16 protein-coding genes are annotated in these 16,551 nt (G+C 63.2%); 5 read left to right on the top strand and 11 right to left on the bottom strand.

What is annotated here, in order from left to right; genetic code table 11:
* Positions 1 to 75 precede the first annotated feature (75 nt).
* Genes rpoD through WBP06_RS07630 form a run of 3 tightly spaced genes read right to left on the bottom strand, consistent with a single transcriptional unit; the run spans position 76 to position 4,522 of the window.
* Entirely contained in the window at positions 76 to 2,085 is a 2,010-nt protein-coding gene (gene rpoD, locus WBP06_RS07640) for an RNA polymerase sigma factor RpoD (protein WP_395333441.1), read from the bottom strand.
* Between the two features lie 40 nt (positions 2,086 to 2,125).
* Positions 2,126 to 4,042: a DNA primase gene (gene dnaG, locus WBP06_RS07635; protein ID WP_395333439.1), complete on the bottom strand. Its 1,917-nt coding sequence runs from the start codon at positions 4,040 to 4,042 to the stop codon at positions 2,126 to 2,128.
* Positions 4,043 to 4,069: 27 nt separating this feature from the next.
* The gene (locus WBP06_RS07630) at positions 4,070 to 4,522 is read right to left on the bottom strand and encodes a GatB/YqeY domain-containing protein (RefSeq protein WP_395333437.1); all 453 of its coding nucleotides are present in this window, start codon (positions 4,520 to 4,522) and stop codon (positions 4,070 to 4,072) included.
* A 163-nt stretch (positions 4,523 to 4,685) separates the two neighbouring features.
* Here WBP06_RS07630 and carA point away from each other — a divergent pair, with 163 nt between their 5' ends.
* The 4 genes from carA to greA all read left to right on the top strand — a co-directional run bounded on the left by carA (position 4,686) and on the right by greA (position 10,373).
* Positions 4,686 to 5,852: a glutamine-hydrolyzing carbamoyl-phosphate synthase small subunit gene (gene carA, locus WBP06_RS07625; RefSeq protein ID WP_395333435.1), complete on the top strand. Its 1,167-nt coding sequence runs from the start codon at positions 4,686 to 4,688 to the stop codon at positions 5,850 to 5,852.
* Between the two features lie 166 nt (positions 5,853 to 6,018).
* Positions 6,019 to 6,396, top strand: coding sequence for a hypothetical protein (locus WBP06_RS07620; RefSeq protein ID WP_395333433.1), 378 nt, complete (start codon positions 6,019 to 6,021; stop codon positions 6,394 to 6,396).
* A 47-nt stretch (positions 6,397 to 6,443) separates the two neighbouring features.
* Positions 6,444 to 9,767 (top strand): carbamoyl-phosphate synthase large subunit, encoded by a 3,324-nt coding sequence (gene carB / locus WBP06_RS07615; RefSeq protein WP_395333431.1) that lies wholly within the window; start codon positions 6,444 to 6,446, stop codon positions 9,765 to 9,767.
* Between the two features lie 129 nt (positions 9,768 to 9,896).
* Positions 9,897 to 10,373, top strand: a complete 477-nt coding sequence (gene greA, locus WBP06_RS07610; RefSeq protein ID WP_147220537.1) for a transcription elongation factor GreA — start codon at positions 9,897 to 9,899, stop codon at positions 10,371 to 10,373.
* 89 nt (positions 10,374 to 10,462) lie between these two features.
* Here greA and WBP06_RS07605 read toward each other — a convergent pair whose 3' ends face one another.
* From WBP06_RS07605 to WBP06_RS07585, 5 genes are all read right to left on the bottom strand, one after another.
* On the bottom strand, positions 10,463 to 10,684 hold the full coding sequence (locus WBP06_RS07605) for a DUF4170 domain-containing protein (protein WP_395333428.1): 222 nt from the start codon (positions 10,682 to 10,684) through the stop codon (positions 10,463 to 10,465).
* A 126-nt stretch (positions 10,685 to 10,810) separates the two neighbouring features.
* Positions 10,811 to 11,383: a hypothetical protein gene (locus tag WBP06_RS07600; protein WP_395333426.1), complete on the bottom strand. Its 573-nt coding sequence runs from the start codon at positions 11,381 to 11,383 to the stop codon at positions 10,811 to 10,813.
* Complete coding sequence (locus tag WBP06_RS07595) at positions 11,370 to 11,711, bottom strand: hypothetical protein (protein WP_395333424.1); 342 nt, start codon at positions 11,709 to 11,711, stop codon at positions 11,370 to 11,372. Before WBP06_RS07595 ends, WBP06_RS07600 begins: the two co-directional genes overlap by 14 nt.
* Positions 11,711 to 12,091, bottom strand: a complete 381-nt coding sequence (locus WBP06_RS07590; RefSeq protein WP_395333422.1) for a phage holin family protein — start codon at positions 12,089 to 12,091, stop codon at positions 11,711 to 11,713. The genes WBP06_RS07595 and WBP06_RS07590 overlap by 1 nt, the downstream gene beginning before the upstream one ends.
* A 29-nt stretch (positions 12,092 to 12,120) precedes the next feature.
* Positions 12,121 to 12,669: a hypothetical protein gene (locus WBP06_RS07585; protein ID WP_395333420.1), complete on the bottom strand. Its 549-nt coding sequence runs from the start codon at positions 12,667 to 12,669 to the stop codon at positions 12,121 to 12,123.
* A gap of 181 nt (positions 12,670 to 12,850) precedes the next feature.
* Between WBP06_RS07585 and eno the strand changes: the two genes are divergently transcribed.
* The gene (eno, locus tag WBP06_RS07580) at positions 12,851 to 14,137 is read left to right on the top strand and encodes a phosphopyruvate hydratase (RefSeq protein ID WP_395333418.1); all 1,287 of its coding nucleotides are present in this window, start codon (positions 12,851 to 12,853) and stop codon (positions 14,135 to 14,137) included.
* A gap of 226 nt (positions 14,138 to 14,363) precedes the next feature.
* Here the strand turns inward: eno and WBP06_RS07575 are convergent, their stop codons facing one another.
* The 3 genes from WBP06_RS07575 to WBP06_RS07565 form a co-directional block, all read right to left on the bottom strand.
* On the bottom strand, positions 14,364 to 14,915 hold the full coding sequence (locus tag WBP06_RS07575; protein ID WP_395333415.1) for a MarR family transcriptional regulator: 552 nt from the start codon (positions 14,913 to 14,915) through the stop codon (positions 14,364 to 14,366).
* Positions 14,916 to 15,120: 205 nt separating this feature from the next.
* A complete protein-coding gene (locus WBP06_RS07570; protein WP_395333413.1) occupies positions 15,121 to 15,285 on the bottom strand; it encodes a hypothetical protein in 165 nt (54 codons plus the stop codon).
* 327 nt (positions 15,286 to 15,612) lie between these two features.
* Positions 15,613 to 16,551, bottom strand: a complete 939-nt coding sequence (locus WBP06_RS07565) for an aldo/keto reductase (protein WP_395333411.1) — start codon at positions 16,549 to 16,551, stop codon at positions 15,613 to 15,615.

Below are 16,551 nucleotides of genomic sequence, written 5' to 3'. Positions count from 1 at the left end.
GGGGAGATCAGGTGCAAATTAAAACGCCCGCAACCGGGGTTGCGGGCGTTTTGAAAGTCTCTCGATTCCGGTGGCTTACTGGTCGAGGAACGAGCGCATCTTGCGACTGCGGCTGGGGTGCTTGAGCTTGCGCAGTGCCTTCGCCTCGATCTGGCGGATACGTTCGCGGGTGACCGAGAACTGCTGGCCCACTTCCTCTAGCGTATGGTCGGTGTTCATGCCGATGCCGAAACGCATGCGCAGCACGCGTTCCTCACGCGGGGTGAGCGAGGCAAGGACGCGGGTGACCGTTTCCTTGAGGTTCGCCTGGATCGCCGCGTCCACCGGGATGATCGCGTTCTTGTCCTCGATGAAGTCGCCCAGGTGCGAATCTTCCTCGTCGCCGATCGGCGTTTCGAGGCTGATCGGCTCCTTGGCGATCTTCATCACCTTGCGCACCTTTTCGAGCGGCATCGACAGACGCTCGGCCATTTCCTCGGGCGTGGGCTCGCGGCCCTGCTCGTGCAGGAACTGACGGCTGGTGCGGACCAGCTTGTTGATCGTTTCGATCATGTGCACCGGAATACGGATCGTGCGGGCCTGATCCGCGATGGAACGCGTGATCGCCTGACGAATCCACCAGGTGGCGTAAGTCGAGAACTTGTAGCCGCGGCGGTACTCGAACTTGTCGACCGCCTTCATCAGGCCGATGTTGCCTTCCTGGATAAGGTCCAGGAACTGCAGGCCGCGGTTCGTGTACTTCTTGGCGATCGAGATCACCAGACGCAGGTTCGCCTCGACCATTTCCTTCTTGGCGATGCGCGCTTCGCGCTCCCCCTTCTGGACCATGTTGACGATGCGGCGGAATTCGGGAAGCGCCATGCCGGTAGCGGCGGCGATGTCCGAAACTTCCGAACGGATGCGTTCGACCGAGTCGGCTTCGCTTTCGGCGAAAGCGGCCCACTTCTTGTCCTTCTTGGACATGTCGGTGAGCCAGGTGTCGTCCAACTCGCGACCTACATAGGTCTCAAGGAAGTCGGCACGCTTGACCTTGTGACGCTCTGCCAGACGCAGCATCTGGCCGCCAAGGGCGGTCAGGCGGCGGTTGAAGGCGTAGAGGTTGTCGACCAGAAATTCGATCTTGGTCGCGTGAAACTTCACCGATTCCACTTGCGCGGTCAGTTCCTCGCGCAGCGACTGGTACTGTTCTTCCTTGGCGGCCGGGAAGTCGATGCCCAGCGCCAGCGCGTCTAGACGCTCCGACTGCAGGCGCTCGAAAGCCTGGAACAGCTCGGTGATGAGCAGGAACTTCTCAAGCGCTTCGGGCTTGAGGGCCGCTTCCATCTGAGCAAGGCTGAGGGTGTTGTCCTCTTCCTCTTCCTCGGCTTCGCGCTTCGGAATCGGGTTGCCGTCTTCGTCGACTTCTTCGGAATTGTCTTCCTCTACCTCGTCCTCTTCCTTGAACGAGGGGCCGGCGGTCTTCTCGCTGATCTCGTCGTCGTCGCTCTCGCCATCCTCGTTGAGGCTTTCGGGCGCCGGCTCCTTGGACAGCATCGCATCGAGATCAAGGATCTCGCGCAGCTGCATCTCGCCGTTGTTGAGCGCTTCGGACCACTGGATGATCGCGTGGAAAGTGATCGGGCTCTCGCAGAGGCCCAGGATCATCATGTCACGGCCGGATTCGATCCGCTTGGCGATGGCGATTTCGCCTTCGCGGCTGAGCAATTCGACGGCGCCCATTTCGCGCAGGTACATGCGCACGGGATCGTCGGTGCGCTCCACCGTTTCCTTCTTCTTCGCGTCCACGACCATGCGCGGTGCGGAGTCGTCGGAATCGACTTCCTCGACATCGTCGTCCGAATCGGCCTGACCATCGGCGTCTTCGTCGCTTTCGACGATGTTGACGCCCATCTCGGAGATGGCCGCCATGATGTCCTCGATCTGGTCGGTGGACATCTGGTCCTGGGGCAGGGCCTCGTTCAGTTCGTCAACAGTGATGACGCCCCGACGCTTGGCACGGGCGATCAGCTTCTTGATCGACGCTTCGTTGAGGTCGATCAGCGGCGCATCGTCGTTGGTGTCGCCGGTGTTGTCGTTCTTGCTCATTCTTCGCCGTGGTCCCCGTGCATTCATCCCGATTATACCATCAGGAAGAAGCCGCCTGTCTTGTCGCCATTTGCCTGAGACGACTGTCAAATTCCAGCTTTCTCTTGAGCAGACGCTGCTGTTCGGCAAAGGCTTCTTCCGACAGTTCGCTTTCGAACCGGGCCGTCGCTTGCGCCAATGCCGCTTCCAATACCGGACGCTCCACCAAGAGATCGATCGCCTGGGCCAAATCCTCTGCCGCCTGGTCCGCGCCGGTATCGGGATTCAGGAACCCGAAGCGCAATCCTGAGTATTCTGCGGTGCCGGGGATCTCCAGGCCGTTGTTCGTCAATATGGTAGCAAGACTATCGCTTTCAAGCGGTTCGTGCACACGATGGCTCACATCGTGGCAATCGAGCAGCAAGCCGAAGCGCGGATCGAGGCCCGGGGTGCGTGCCAGCGCTTCGGCGTGGCGCGCGATCTGTTCGGGCCACTGGATCAGCCCGGCAAGAATCGCGGACGACAGGGCATCGCGCGCGCCGCCCGCCATGGCGCGGCGCAGGCGTTCGAGCGATTCGGGATCGGATTCGGGAATCGGGCTCCAGCGGCCTTTCTGGAAGTTGCCGCGTCCGCCGCCGCGCTGCGGATTAGGGCGGAACTGGCCCCCGCCGCCACCTCCGCTGCCGCCACCCTGCTGCCAACGGCTTTCACGCTTGGGGAACGCGAATTCCGAATAGCGATCCTGCAATTCGCGGCGGTAGAGGCTGGCGATATCGGGGTGCTGGATGGCATCGACATGCGCCATCAGGCGGGCCTTGAGGCCGGCCTTGTCTTCCGGCGTGGTCAATGGTTGGGCATCGCGCTCCACTTCCCACAATACTTCGATCAGGCTTTTTGCCGAGCCCAACGTCTCTTCCATCGCCCGCGCACCGCGCTGCTTGATGAGGTCGTCGGGGTCCAGCCCCTCGGGCAGGCGCACGATTCGCAGGGAATGGGCAGGGCGCAACAAGGGCAGGGCGCGGGTGACGGCGCGCATCGCCGCGCGCTGGCCGGCGGCGTCGCCGTCAAAGCAGAGAACGGGCATTTCGACATGGCGCCACAACATCTCGATCTGCTGTTCGGTCAGGGCGGTACCCAGCGGAGCGACGCATTCGCCGATTCCTGCCGCCGCCATCGCAACCACGTCCATGTAGCCTTCCACCACCACCATCCGGCCGGACTGGCGCGCGGCAGGCGCGGCGCGGTGCAGGTTGTAGAGCGTGCGGCCCTTGTCGAAGAGGGGAGTGTCGGGGGAATTCAGATACTTCGGTGCATCCGTCTTCTCCTTGGTGAGGATGCGCCCGCCGAACGCGATGACGCGTCCGCGGGCGTCCTCGATCGGCAGCATCAGGCGGCCGCGGAATCGGTCGTAGGGATCGCGGTTTTCCACTTCGATCCGCAGGCCCGCCTCGATCAGCATCGCCTCGGGAAACTTGCCGAGCGCCTCCTTCATCGCCTGTCGGCCTTCGGGGGCAAAGCCGAAGCCGAAGCGCTGGAGAGTATGCGCATCGAAGCCACGCGTGCCGAGGTAGGCGCGCGCCGCTTCACCGCCGGGCGAGGACAGGTTCTGAACGAACCAGCCTTGCGCGGCGGCCATCACGTCATGAAGGGTATCGCGCTTCTCCGCCGCCTTGGCCGCGCGCGGATCGGGGGCAGGGACATCCATCCCCGCCTCGGCCGCCAGTTCCTTGACCGCGTCCATGAACGACAGGCCTTGATGGTCGGTCATCCAGCGGATCGCATCTCCATGTGCGCCGCAGCCAAAGCAGTGATAGAAGCCCTTTTCGTCGTTGACCGTAAAGCTGGGAGACTTCTCGTTGTGAAACGGGCAGCAGGCCTTGAACTCGCGCCCCGCCTTTGTGAGGCGGGTCGAGCGACCGATCAGCGCAGACAGGGTGATCCGCGTGCGAAGCTGGTCAAGCCATTGAGGGGTAAGCACGGTCCTGCCGCCCGATATCGTGTCAGGTCAGGCCAGTGCCGCCTTCACCCAGCCCGAAGCCTTGCCCATGTCGAGCTGGGTGCCGTGGCGCGCCTTCAGCGCGGCGACGACCTTGCCCATGTCCTTCATGCTTTCGGCGCCGACTTCGGCCTTGATCGCCTCGATCAGGGCCTTGGTCTCTTCCTCGGAGAGCTGGGCGGGGAGGAACGTCTCGATCACTTCCAGCTCGGCTTTTTCTTCCGCAGCCTTCTCCGGTCGACCGCCTTCCTCGAACAGCTGGATCGATTCGCGGCGCTGCTTCACCATCTTCTGCAGCACGTCGATGATCATGGCATCGTCGTCCGGAAGAGAATCGGCGGTGCGCAGTTCGATGTCGCGGTCCTTGACCTTGGCAAGGATGAGTCGGACCGCGGCGAGGCGCGGCTTGTCGCCAGCCTTCATCGCAGTGATCTGGGCGGCCTTGATCGAATCACGAAGCATTGGTTTCCTGCTGTTCTGATAGAGTTGGAGGGATATCGTGCCGCAAAACTAGCAAGCCGCGCGGCATTTTGCACCCTTGCCGCCTTGACGCGGTGCACAACCCTGTCTAGCGGGCGGGCCTTAGCACACATAGTCAGAAACGCCGTAAACGGAGCGACCCACCATGGCCGACGCCGCATATACGCTTGCGCCCAAACCTGAAGGGGCGACAGGCGTTCTCGTCCTGAGCGATGGACACGTGGTCTGGGGCCGCGGCTTTGGAGCCGTCGGCGAAGCAGTCGGCGAAGTCTGCTTCAACACCGCGATGACCGGATATCAGGAAGTGATGACTGATCCGTCCTACGCGGGCCAGATCGTCACCTTCACTTTCCCTCACATCGGCAATGTCGGTGTCAACGACGAGGATCTCGAATCCAAGGTCGATGGCGCTGTCGGCTGCGTCGTCCGCGAGGATGTGACCCTGCCTTCGAACTTCCGCTCTGCCGGTGAGTTCGGCGATTGGCTTGCCGCCAAGGGCAAGGTTGGTCTTGCCGGGGTAGATACCCGCGCGCTGACCCGCCGCATCCGCCTTCAGGGCGCGCCCAACGCGGTGATCGCCCATAACCCGGAAGGCGAATTCGACATTCCCGCGCTGATCAAGCGTGCGCAGGAATGGCCGGGCCTGGAAGGCATGGACCTTGCCAAGATCGTCAGCCGCGAGATCCAGGAGGGCTGGGAAGGCTCTACCTGGGAACTCGGCCAGGGCTTCGGTGGCGCTGAGGGCGATGCCCTGCCGCACGTGGTCGCGATCGACTACGGCGCCAAGGACAACATCTTCCGCAACCTGGTGAAGGCCGGCGCGCGCGTTACCGTGGTGCCTGCCGAAACCTCCTTCGACGCGATCCTCGCGCTGGAGCCGGCGGGCGTGTTCCTCTCGAACGGCCCGGGCGATCCGGCGGCGACCGGCGAATATGCCGTGCCGGTGATCCGCTCGCTGCTGGAGCGCGACGTGCCGATCTTCGGCATCTGCCTTGGTCACCAGATGCTCGGCCTAGCGGCCGGCGCCAAGACCTCGAAGATGCATCAGGGCCATCGCGGCGCCAACCACCCGGTGAAACGCCTGGACGACGCCGTCGTCGAGATTACCTCGATGAACCACGGCTTCGCTGTCGACAACCAGACCTTGCCGGAGAACGTGGAAGAGACGCACGTCTCGCTGTTCGACGGTTCGAACTGCGGCATCTCGATCAAGGGCAAGAAGGCCTTCGGCGTGCAGTATCACCCCGAAGCGAGCCCCGGCCCGCAGGACAGCTTCTACCTCTTCGAGAAGTTCGTGGGGATGCTGGCCTGATGGGCGCAACGGGTCGGGCGCTTCTGGCGGCATTCGTGCCGCACCCCGCATCGGCGATCATTGCCGATGCGGCCCAGCGAGCTTTCGACCCGGTATCGCACTTTGCCTATGCAGACGGGAGCCCGGCCTTCGCGCCGGAAACCCAAGCAAAGCAAGGTGCCATGCAATGACCGACCTTATCGACCACATGCTCGCTTACTATATTGCCGGACAGGCTGCCGAACTCTCGGTTGCGCCGCGGTTCTACCCTTACGGTGAACTGCAGCTCATCTTCGAGGACAAAGTCTCGGTAGCCGTTCGCAAGTTCGGCCCCAAGGTGCGCAAGCATTCGAAGGAAGCCGGCAAGACCTTCATCGACCGGATGCTCGAAACGGGCGCCTGGTCGACCACGGAGGGCGAGTACGGCGGTTCGATGCACCAGTTTCAGGCTGACCGATACCGCGCGGTGATCCGCGAGGAGCAGGACAGCAACCCGATCATTCTTCAAGCCAAAGCCGAAGGCCCGGATTACTGGGACAAGGCGTTTGGCGAGCTGGTGGCCTAGGCCGCCAGTCCGACATACAAGACACACAGGACACCCCAGGACAGCCCATGCCCAAGCGCACAGACATCTCCTCGATCCTCGTCATCGGCGCCGGCCCGATCATCATCGGCCAGGCCTGCGAATTCGACTATTCGGGGACGCAGGCGATCAAGGCGCTCAAGGAAGAGGGCTACCGGGTCGTCCTGGTGAACTCGAACCCGGCGACGATCATGACCGACCCGGACATGGCCGACGCCACTTATGTTGAGCCGATCACCCCGGAAGTGGTCGCCAAGATCATCGAGAAGGAGCGCCCGGATGCGGTGCTCCCGACGATGGGCGGTCAGACCGCGCTCAACTGCGCGTTGGCGCTGTTCAACGATGGCACGCTGGAGAAGTTCGGCGTGCAGATGATCGGCGCGGACGCCGACGCCATCGACAAGGCCGAGGATCGCCAGCGGTTCCGCGATGCGATGGACAAGATCGGGCTCAACTCGGCCCGTTCGGGCGTGGCCCACACCATGGACGAGGCGTTCGCGGTTCTGGAGCGTACCGGCCTGCCTTCGATCATCCGTCCCAGCTTCACAATGGGCGGCACCGGCGGCGGCATCGCCTACAACAAGGCCGAGTTCGAGGCGATCGTCCGCTCCGGCCTCGATGCCTCTCCCACCACCGAAGTGCTGATCGAGGAATTGCTGCTCGGCTGGAAGGAGTATGAGATGGAAGTCGTGCGCGACAAGCACGACAACTGCATCATCATCTGCTCGATCGAGAACGTCGATCCGATGGGCGTCCACACCGGCGACTCGATCACCGTCGCCCCGGCGCTGACGCTGACCGACAAGGAATACCAGATCATGCGCAACGCCTCGATCGAGGTGCTGCGCGAGATCGGCGTCGAGACCGGCGGTTCCAACGTGCAGTTCGCGGTCAATCCGAAGGACGGTCGCCTGATCGTCATCGAGATGAACCCGCGCGTCTCGCGCTCGTCGGCGCTGGCGTCGAAGGCCACCGGCTTCCCGATCGCGCGTGTCGCGGCAAAGCTGGCCGTGGGCTTCACGCTGGACGAGATCATGAACGAGATCACCGGCGCCACGCCGGCGGCGTTCGAGCCGACCATCGACTACGTCGTCACCAAGATCCCGCGCTTCGCCTTCGAGAAGTTCAAGGGCGCGAAGAACGACCTGACCACCGCGATGAAGTCGGTGGGTGAAGTCATGGCGATCGGCCGCAACATCAAGGAATCGATGCAGAAGGCCCTGCGCGGCCTGGAAACCGGCCTCGACGGTTTCAACCGCGTGGTCGAGCTGGAAGGCGCCGGGCGTGACGTGATCACCGCCGCGCTGTCCAAGGCGACGCCGGACCGTCTGCTGGTGGCCGCACAGGCCTTCCGCGAAGGTTTCTCGGTCGACGAGATCCACGCCATTGCGCATTACGACAAGTGGTTCCTGCGCCACATCGAAGAGATCATCGCCGAAGAGGCGAATGTCATGAAGCACGGCCTTCCGGTCGATGCGCAGGGCCTGCGTCGCCTGAAGGCGATGGGCTTCTCGGACAAGCGCCTTGCCACCCTGGCCGTGCGCTCGGTCGGCGTGGCTGGCGGCATGGGCGAGACCCAGGCCAAGAGCTCCGGCCTGGTGCATGACGCGCTGCGCGCCATGGCCGGTGCCACCAGCGAAGCCGAAGTGCGCACGCTGCGCGAGAAGCTGGGCGTCCACCCGGTGTTCAAGCGCATCGACTCCTGCGCGGCCGAGTTCGAGGCGATCACGCCCTACATGTACTCGACCTACGAAGCGCCGATCTTCGGTGAGCCGGAGAACGAGGCGAATCCTTCCGATCGCCGGAAGGTCGTGATCCTCGGCGGCGGCCCCAACCGCATCGGCCAGGGCATCGAGTTCGACTACTGCTGCGTCCATGCCTGCTTCGCGCTTGCCGAAGTCGGCTACGAGACCATCATGGTCAACTGCAACCCGGAGACGGTGTCGACCGACTACGATACGTCCGACCGCCTCTACTTCGAGCCGCTGACCGGCGAAGACGTGCTGGAAATCCTGCGCGTCGAACAGTCGAAGGGCGAACTGGTCGGCGTGATCGTCCAGTTCGGCGGCCAGACCCCGCTGAAGCTGGCACAGGCGCTGGAAGACGCCGGCATTCCGATCCTGGGCACCTCGCCCGATGCGATCGACCTTGCCGAAGACCGCGAGCGTTTCTCGGCGTTGGTCGAGAAGCTGGGCCTCAAGCAGCCGGCCAACGGCATTGCCCGCAGCCGTGACGAGGCGGTGAACGTCGCCAACCGCATCGGCTATCCGGTCCTCATGCGCCCCAGCTACGTGCTTGGCGGTCGCGCGATGGAGATCGTCGACAGCGAACAGCAGCTTGACGACTACATCGCCACGGCCGTGCAGGTTTCCGGCGACAGCCCGGTGCTGATCGACCAGTACCTGCGCGACGCCATCGAGTGCGACGTCGACGCCCTTTGCGATGGCGACCAAGTCGTCGTGGCCGGCGTGATGCAGCATATCGAGGAAGCGGGCATCCACTCGGGCGACAGCGCCTGCACTCTGCCGCCTTACAGCCTGCCGGCCGAAACCATCGCCGAGATGGAGCGTCAAGCCGAAGCGCTGGCGTTCGGGCTCAATGTGCGCGGCCTGATGAACATCCAGTTCGCGGTGAAGGATGGCGAGGTCTACCTGATCGAAGTGAACCCGCGCGCATCGCGCACGGTGCCCTTCGTCGCCAAGGCTCTGGGCCAGCCGGTCGCCAAGATTGCCGCGCGCGTGATGGCGGGTGAAAAGCTGGCGGACTTCCCGCCGTTCAAGCGCGAACTGCCGTACATGGCAGTCAAGGAAGCGGTATTCCCCTTCGCGCGCTTCCCCGGCGTCGATCCGGTGCTGAGCCCCGAAATGAAGTCGACCGGCGAAGTGATGGGTATCGATGCCGACTTCCCGCGCGCGTTCCTGAAGGCCCAGCTGGGTGCCAGCATGCGCCTGCCGGACAGCGGCACGGTGTTCGTGTCGGTGAAGGACAGCGACAAGCCGGTTATCCTGCCTGCCGTTCAGATCCTGGTGAAGGAAGGCTTCCGCATCGTCGCCACCTCAGGCACGCACAAGTACCTGAGTGAAGCCGGGCTGCCGGTTGAGCTGGTGAACAAGGTGGCGGAAGGCCGTCCGCATATCGTCGACAAGATCGTCGATGGCGACATCGCGCTGATTTTCAACACCACCGAAGGTTGGCAGAGCCTGAAGGACTCGCAGTCGATCCGCGCTTCCGCCCTGACCGGCAAGGTGCCGTACTTCACGACCGCCGCAGCCAGCGTGGCTGCTGCACAGGCAATTTCTGCGCAACGCGGGAGCCAGCTTGAAGTGCGTTCGTTGCAGGATTATTATAACTGAAATCGATCTAGCCTCCCCACATCGCTGCGGATCGGCCCAGTCCCCGGGAATGACCTGAGGGACGGGACAGGAAACTAGTCTCCCCCGACTGGTTTCGCGTGCGGGGAGGCAGCAGGAAGGAAGTGTTTGATGGCCAGTATCGAAAAGCTCCCCATGCTCGCGGAAGGGTATGAGAAGCTTACCGCCGAGATCAAGGCGCTGCGCGAAGAGCGCCCCCGGATCGTCGATGCGATCGAGGAGGCGCGCGCCCACGGCGATCTCTCGGAAAATGCCGAGTATCACGCCGCCAAGGAACGTCAGGGTCAGGTCGAGGCGACGATTGCCGACCTGGAAGACAAGATTACGCGCGCCCAGATCGTCGATCCGGCCACGCTTTCCAGTGACAAGATCATCTTCGGCGCCACGGTTACGCTGCTGGATGAAGACGACAAGCCGGTGAAGTACCAGATCGTCGGCCCTTACGAGGCGGATGCGCGGGTCGGTCGCATCAGCTACAACTCGCCGCTTGGAAAGGCCCTGATCGGTCGCAAGATCGAGGAAGAAGTCGAAGTGACTGTTCCTGCGGGCGACAAGTTCTACCTCGTACAGAAGATCGAGTTCATCTGAACCCGGTCCTCCGTACCGAGGGCAAAAGAAAAGGCCGGCGAAAGCCGGCCTTTTTCGTGTCCGTCGCCGTGTGGTGACGGGGAGCCCGTTCAGGCTTCCGACTGGTCCGGCTGGAGCAGGCGGTGGAGGTGGACGATCACGTACTTCATTTCCGCATCGTCGACCGTGCGCTGGGCAGCCGAACGCCAGGCGTCTTCGGCAGAGGCGTAGTCCGGGTAGACGCCAACCAGATCCATGGCATCAAGATCGGCGAATTCGAGGCTGCGCGGATCCTTGACCCGGCCACCCATCACGAGGTGTAGTTTCTGCATGGGGAGAGACCGCTTTCCTTTGGGAGAGACGAGCGTCCCCATAAGTCCAGACGGTGCACAGGGCAAGAGCCGATCGCTTGCGCGATACGGCTCAAAATGCTCCTTTAAATCAATAGCAACAATTTCTCAATGACTGATGCGTTGAGCGAAATCCTGCATGCGCTGAGCGAAACGGAAGGACTTCTCCCCGGCAACCTCGGCTGCATCGTGAGTGATCTTTCCGGCCTTCTTGGCAGCGGCGTCACTCACCTTCTCGGCACGGTCCGCCGTTGCGCGACCCAGCGCGCCGGCAGCGGCCAACGCGGCCATGCCGTACCGTTCGAGGCGTTCGGCAGCATTGCCGCTGGCCTTTTCCGCCCGATCGGCGAAATGCCCTGCCTCACGCTTGGCGCCGATGCCCAGGTCATGCGCCTTGCTGGAGGCATTGCGCCCGAACAGCAGGGCTGCACTGCTTGCCGCTTCGGCCAGTTCCACGGTGCGAGAGGCTGCCTTGCGTGTGATGCGGCGCGGAAGCAGGGCGCTCACCACCGCACCGGCCGCGATGCCACCGGCGATGACAAGAACCGGATGTTCCTTCACGAAGGCGATAACCTTGCGGGATGGGCTGTTCGCCTCGGCCGCCGGACGGATCGGCACGACCGCTCCCAGATTGGCGTCGGTTGCGGATTGGGCGGGCTTTTTGGTTTCAGCGTCGCTCACCGTGAGGCTCCTTTTCGCTTTCGTCGGTATCGTCCCCGCCGGAGATCGCGCCGTATATTTCCGTGATCCAGGCAAGGATGGGGTTTCTCAAAAGCCAAACCACCAGCGCCGTGAAAGTTCCGCCGATCACGGCGGGATGTTCTTCCACGACGGCGACAGCCTCATCCAGCACGTCAAGCGCCTTGTCGATCGCCTCGTCGGCAAGACGCCCGGCAATGCCGCGCTCTTCGATGTCGGCCTTCAGCGCGGCATAGTGGGTGTCGAATGCGGCTTTCGCCAGATCGCGCACGGCGCGGTGTTCGGCCAGTTGGGTAGCCAGCGACGCCATCAGAGGTCACCCCCGCCATCGTTGCCAAGTGCCGACCGCATCCGCCGAACCCGGCCGCGTGCGCTCATGCCGAGAGCAAGGGCGATGGCGAGCAGGGCAAGCGTGCCCACGGCCGTCGCCGCCCAGGGACCGATGACCGATGCCAGCGACAGCACCAGCCCGAACACCAACGCCATCAGCGCAAAGAAGACGAAGACGGCGGCCAGCGTCCCGAACAGCGCGATCGTGCGGACTTCCGCGCCGACATAGGCGGCGCGGGTTTTCTGGAAAGCCAGTTCCGCCTGTGCAAGCGTTCGCGCCTCCTCGGCGAGGAGGCGCAAATCCTGTGCGAACGAGATGTCCTCAACCTCAAGGTCGAGCGACGGTGCGGGGTCGAGCATTGGCGCCTTTCGTGCCTGGGCGGGCTTTGTCAGCTGCTCTTCTTGAACAGGCGGCCGAACAGGAAGCCTGCCGCCACCGCAATGCCAATCGCGGCGCCCGGGCTCTTGCGCACGAATTCGCGCGCTTCTTCGCCCAGTTCGTCGAGCGACTTTTCATCCAGGCGCGCGGCGGCATCGGCCACCGACTTGGAGGCCGATCGGGCGTAGTCGCCGTACTTGGGGCCGGCCTTCTCGTCGATCAGGCCCGCATTGTCGTCGATCAGCTTTGACAGGCCGACCATCGCCTGGCTGGTCTTGGCCTTGCCCTGGTTGGCCAGATCGGCCGCCTTGACCTTGGCGTCATCGGCAAAGGCGCTGGCCTTGGTCTTCGCGTCTTCCGAGCGGACCTTGGCCTCGCTCGACCATTCGCCCTTCGCCTGGTTCAGTTTCCCGATGTAGCCCTCGGCCGCGGCCTGCGCTTCCTTGCCCAGGGCAATGGCGCCTGCGCGGGCTTCTTCCACGGCCTTGCTGAAGTGGCCCTTGGCGTCGTGGGCGCCGTTTTCGGTTCCGTTTCCGATGCCGCTTGTAGGTTCGGCCATGGCGTAATCCTCCTCGTTCTCGGGATACCCCGGTCTTTCGCCTATATGCGATGTGCCGACAGGGTAACACAAGTTGTCCTGCTTGCTGCAACGCAACTTGTAACCTCAAGTTCCCCTGCTAAGACGCGCTCAAGAGCGCCAGGGCTTATTTCATTGGCGCCGTTCAAGAGGAAATCTCAGCATGACCGCGATCATCGATATCCACGGCCGCCAGATTCTCGACAGCCGCGGCAACCCGACCGTTGAAGTCGACGTTCTTCTTGAAGATGGCAGTTTCGGCCGCGCCGCGGTGCCTTCGGGTGCTTCGACCGGTGCGCATGAAGCCGTGGAACTGCGCGATGGCGACAAGAGCCGCTACCTCGGCAAGGGTGTGCTGAAGGCGGTCGATTCGGTGAACACCGAAATCGCCGAGGAACTTGTCGGCATGGACGCCGAAGACCAGCGCGACCTTGACCTTGCGATGATCGAGCTGGACGGGACCGAGAACAAGGGCCGTCTGGGCGCCAATTCGATCCTGGGCGTCAGCCTTGCCGTGGCCAAGGCTGCTGCCAATGCGCGCGGTCTGCCGCTCTATTCCTATGTCGGCGGCGTTTCGGCGCATGTCCTGCCGGTGCCGATGATGAACATCATCAATGGCGGCGAGCACGCGGACAACCCGATCGATTTCCAGGAATTCATGATCATGCCCGTCGGCGCCGATTCGATCGCCGAAGCCGTGCGCTGGGGTTCGGAAATCTTCCACACCCTGAAGAAGGGCTTGCACGAAAAGGGCCTGGCGACGGCCGTGGGTGACGAAGGCGGCTTCGCACCGAATATTGCCAGCACCCGCGCTGCGCTGGACTTCGTGCTCGCCTCGATCGAAAAGGCCGGCTTCAAGCCGGGCGTGGACGTGCAGCTCGCGCTCGACTGCGCCGCGACCGAATTCTTCAAGAACGGCAAGTACGAAATCAGCGGCGAAGGCCTTTCGCTGAGCCCGATCCAGTTTGCCGACTACCTTGTCGACCTCTGCGGTGCCTATCCGATCATCTCGGTCGAGGACGGCATGGCCGAAGACGACTTCGAGGGCTGGACCGCGCTGACCGAAAAGCTGGGCCACAAGGTGCAGCTGGTGGGTGACGATCTGTTCGTGACCAACCCGAAGCGCCTCACCATGGGCATCGAGAAGGGCATGGCCAACTCGCTGCTGGTGAAGGTCAACCAGATCGGCACGCTGACCGAGACGCTGGAAGCGGTTTCGATCGCCAACCGCGCCGGCTACACCGCCGTCATGTCGCACCGTTCGGGCGAAACCGAGGACGCGACGATCGCCGACCTTGCCGTCGCCACCAACTGCGGCCAGATCAAGACCGGCTCGCTGGCCCGTTCGGACCGGCTTGCGAAGTACAACCAGCTGATCCGCATTGAGGAAGAACTGGGCAAGGCCGCCAAGTTCGCCGGCGCTGCGGCATTCGGCCGTCTGGCACGCTGATCGCTCGATCTGCATTAAGCGAGAGGCCCGGTTCCCCTTGGGAGCCGGGCCTTTTGCATATCTGCTGCCGGTGGCTGACGTCATGGCGCCAGGTGGTACACGCCGGCCGGTAAATGGAAGCCGGGTGGCCGGCTCCGGTCAGGGAAAGCCAGCCACCCGGTCGCCTCTATCGGTTCCGTGCCCGGATCCCCACCCCCAGGGGCAGAACGGGTTGGCTACCGGAAGTTCAGCGCGCTGCCGAGAACTCCATGCGGGGATCGTCGAGCAGCACGACGGAGCGCGATGCAGAGGCGAAGTATTCGAGCATCGCGGCATAGCCCCGCGCGCTCAGCTTGACGTAGACGCGGCGAGCATCGCCGGGGTCGGCCTCCCGCACGAGCAGGCCCTGTTTTTCGAGGATCGTGATCCAGCGCAGCGCGGTAGTGGATGGCACGGCGGAGCCGATGCACGCGCTCGTCACCGAAACACGGCGGCGTTCCTTGGCGGCGATGAATAGGTCCAGCAGAATGTCCCAGGCCGGTTCGCCGAAAAGATCTTCGGAGCCGAAGATCTTGGTGCGGCGACGGCGATCGTCGTAAGTCTGGCGGGCAAGTTCCACCCAAATAGGGTGGTCCTGGCTGGCGGCCTTGGCTCCATCGCGTTCCGGGCCGGGCGCGGCGTCGGTGGAGATGGTCTGTCCGATTTCGAGTTCCCGCGCCATGGCGAGGAGCTCGTTGGCGATGCCGATAAGCCGAATGGCCTTCGCCCGGCTGCGCATTAGTTGATCGGTCTTCTCCATAAGCCAGAGCCCACCAGACGCCAGGCTGCAATAGTAGCGTGTCGAAATGCGTCGAAACACGAATACTGTTTGCAGCAATTACTCCCCGGATCGTGGATTTCCGCGCTTCGGGGCTCTGGTTTGGAATTAACCTTTTGCCTGAAGTCCGTATCGCACTTTCCACGTACGGTTGTGGCATGAGGTAGGGCAGTCAGTCTTGCGCAGCTTACTCCACATCGGTCCAATCTTGCTCCGTGTCGGAGGGCTTGCGCAGTGCATCAATCGCCGCCTGGAGGTGTGCGGCGGCAATCGGCGCGCCGAATTCTTCGAGTTCGGGCAGCTTGGCCATCAGCGCTTCGATCAGTTCAGCGCGTTTGTGTTCGGTGTTCACTGGCAATTACTCCGCCAGTCGAACCATGTGGCTCGACAGAGCCCGATCCCCCGGGCCTGGGTTTGCGACCCGCGCCTTTCCGGCGTGGTGTTTCTGGTGAAGTTTCCGCCGAATACAGTCGGATCGGATATTTCTCTCGAACGGCGTACTTCATTGTGAAATTTTTGAAACCGGGGAATCGGGATTGTCCAACTTGGGTACAGTCCCCGGATCAATGACTAAGCCGTGGCGAATTGCTTGCAGCTAAACTGTTTGTGTAAAATCAGTAATCTATGCGGATAGCCGCGCGTTGATGAAGTCCGCGATCGGGTCCGAGGCGTTCTGCCTTTAATCAGAAAGGATGATCGCAGCGGCACCGGCCAGTTCGCGCACCTGTTCAGGGCTGGTGGCGCTGGCCAGCGGAGCGGCAACCGTCGGCTGCGCGTTGAGCCAGGCAAGCGCGATCTGCGCCGGGGTGGCCCCGGACTGGCCGGCCTGGCGGCGGAGGTCTTCTAGGATGGCCCAGCCGCCATTGGCGACGGCCGCATTCAGGGTATGCGCGCGCGACGAGCCTTCCCAATCGGCAGCGCTGGAATACTTCCCGGTCAGGAAGCCACCGGCCAGACCGTAATAGGGCAGGGCCGCGATCCCCCGCGCCTGGCAAAGCGCCATAAGCGGACCTTCGAATTCGCTGCGGGCGACCAGGTTGTAGAGAGGCTGGAGTACGGTGAAATGCTGGACGCCAAGCCTGTCGGCTGCGGCGATCGCTTGGGAAAGTCGCTCGGCGGAATAGTTTGAGGCGCCGATTTCGCGCGCCTTGCCTGCGGCGAACAGTTCTCCGTAGACACCGGCGACTTCATCCAGCGGCGTCTGTGCATCGTCGCGATGGGCGTAGTAGAGGTCGACGTAGTCGGTGCGCAGGCGTTCCAGCGAACCCGCGATTGCAGAGCGAACCTTGTCCGGCGCTAGCATTCCGGGGGTGAGGCCCTGTCCGGTCTTGGTGGCGATCCGCATTTCGGGGCGCACGCCACGGCTTTCCAGCCATTCGCCGATGATCGTTTCGGATTCGCCGCCCTTGTGGCCCGGAACCCAGTTGGAATAGCCCTCGGCCGTGTCGATCATCCGGCCGCCGGCTTCGTAGAATGCGTCGAGAACCGCAAAGCTGCGATCCCGGTCGATTGTCCATCCGAAGACGTTTCCGCCCAGCACCAGGCGGATGCCGCCAAGATAGGGGTGCCCGGGGTGGGGGATGTCCTTCAGGTCTGCGACCGGGATCGTATCAGCCAT

Source organism: Novosphingobium mississippiense (genome assembly GCF_044029535.1).
In the GTDB taxonomy this organism is placed as follows: Bacteria; Pseudomonadota; Alphaproteobacteria; order Sphingomonadales; family Sphingomonadaceae; genus Novosphingobium.
This window is presented reverse-complemented; position numbering and strand designations above follow the sequence as displayed.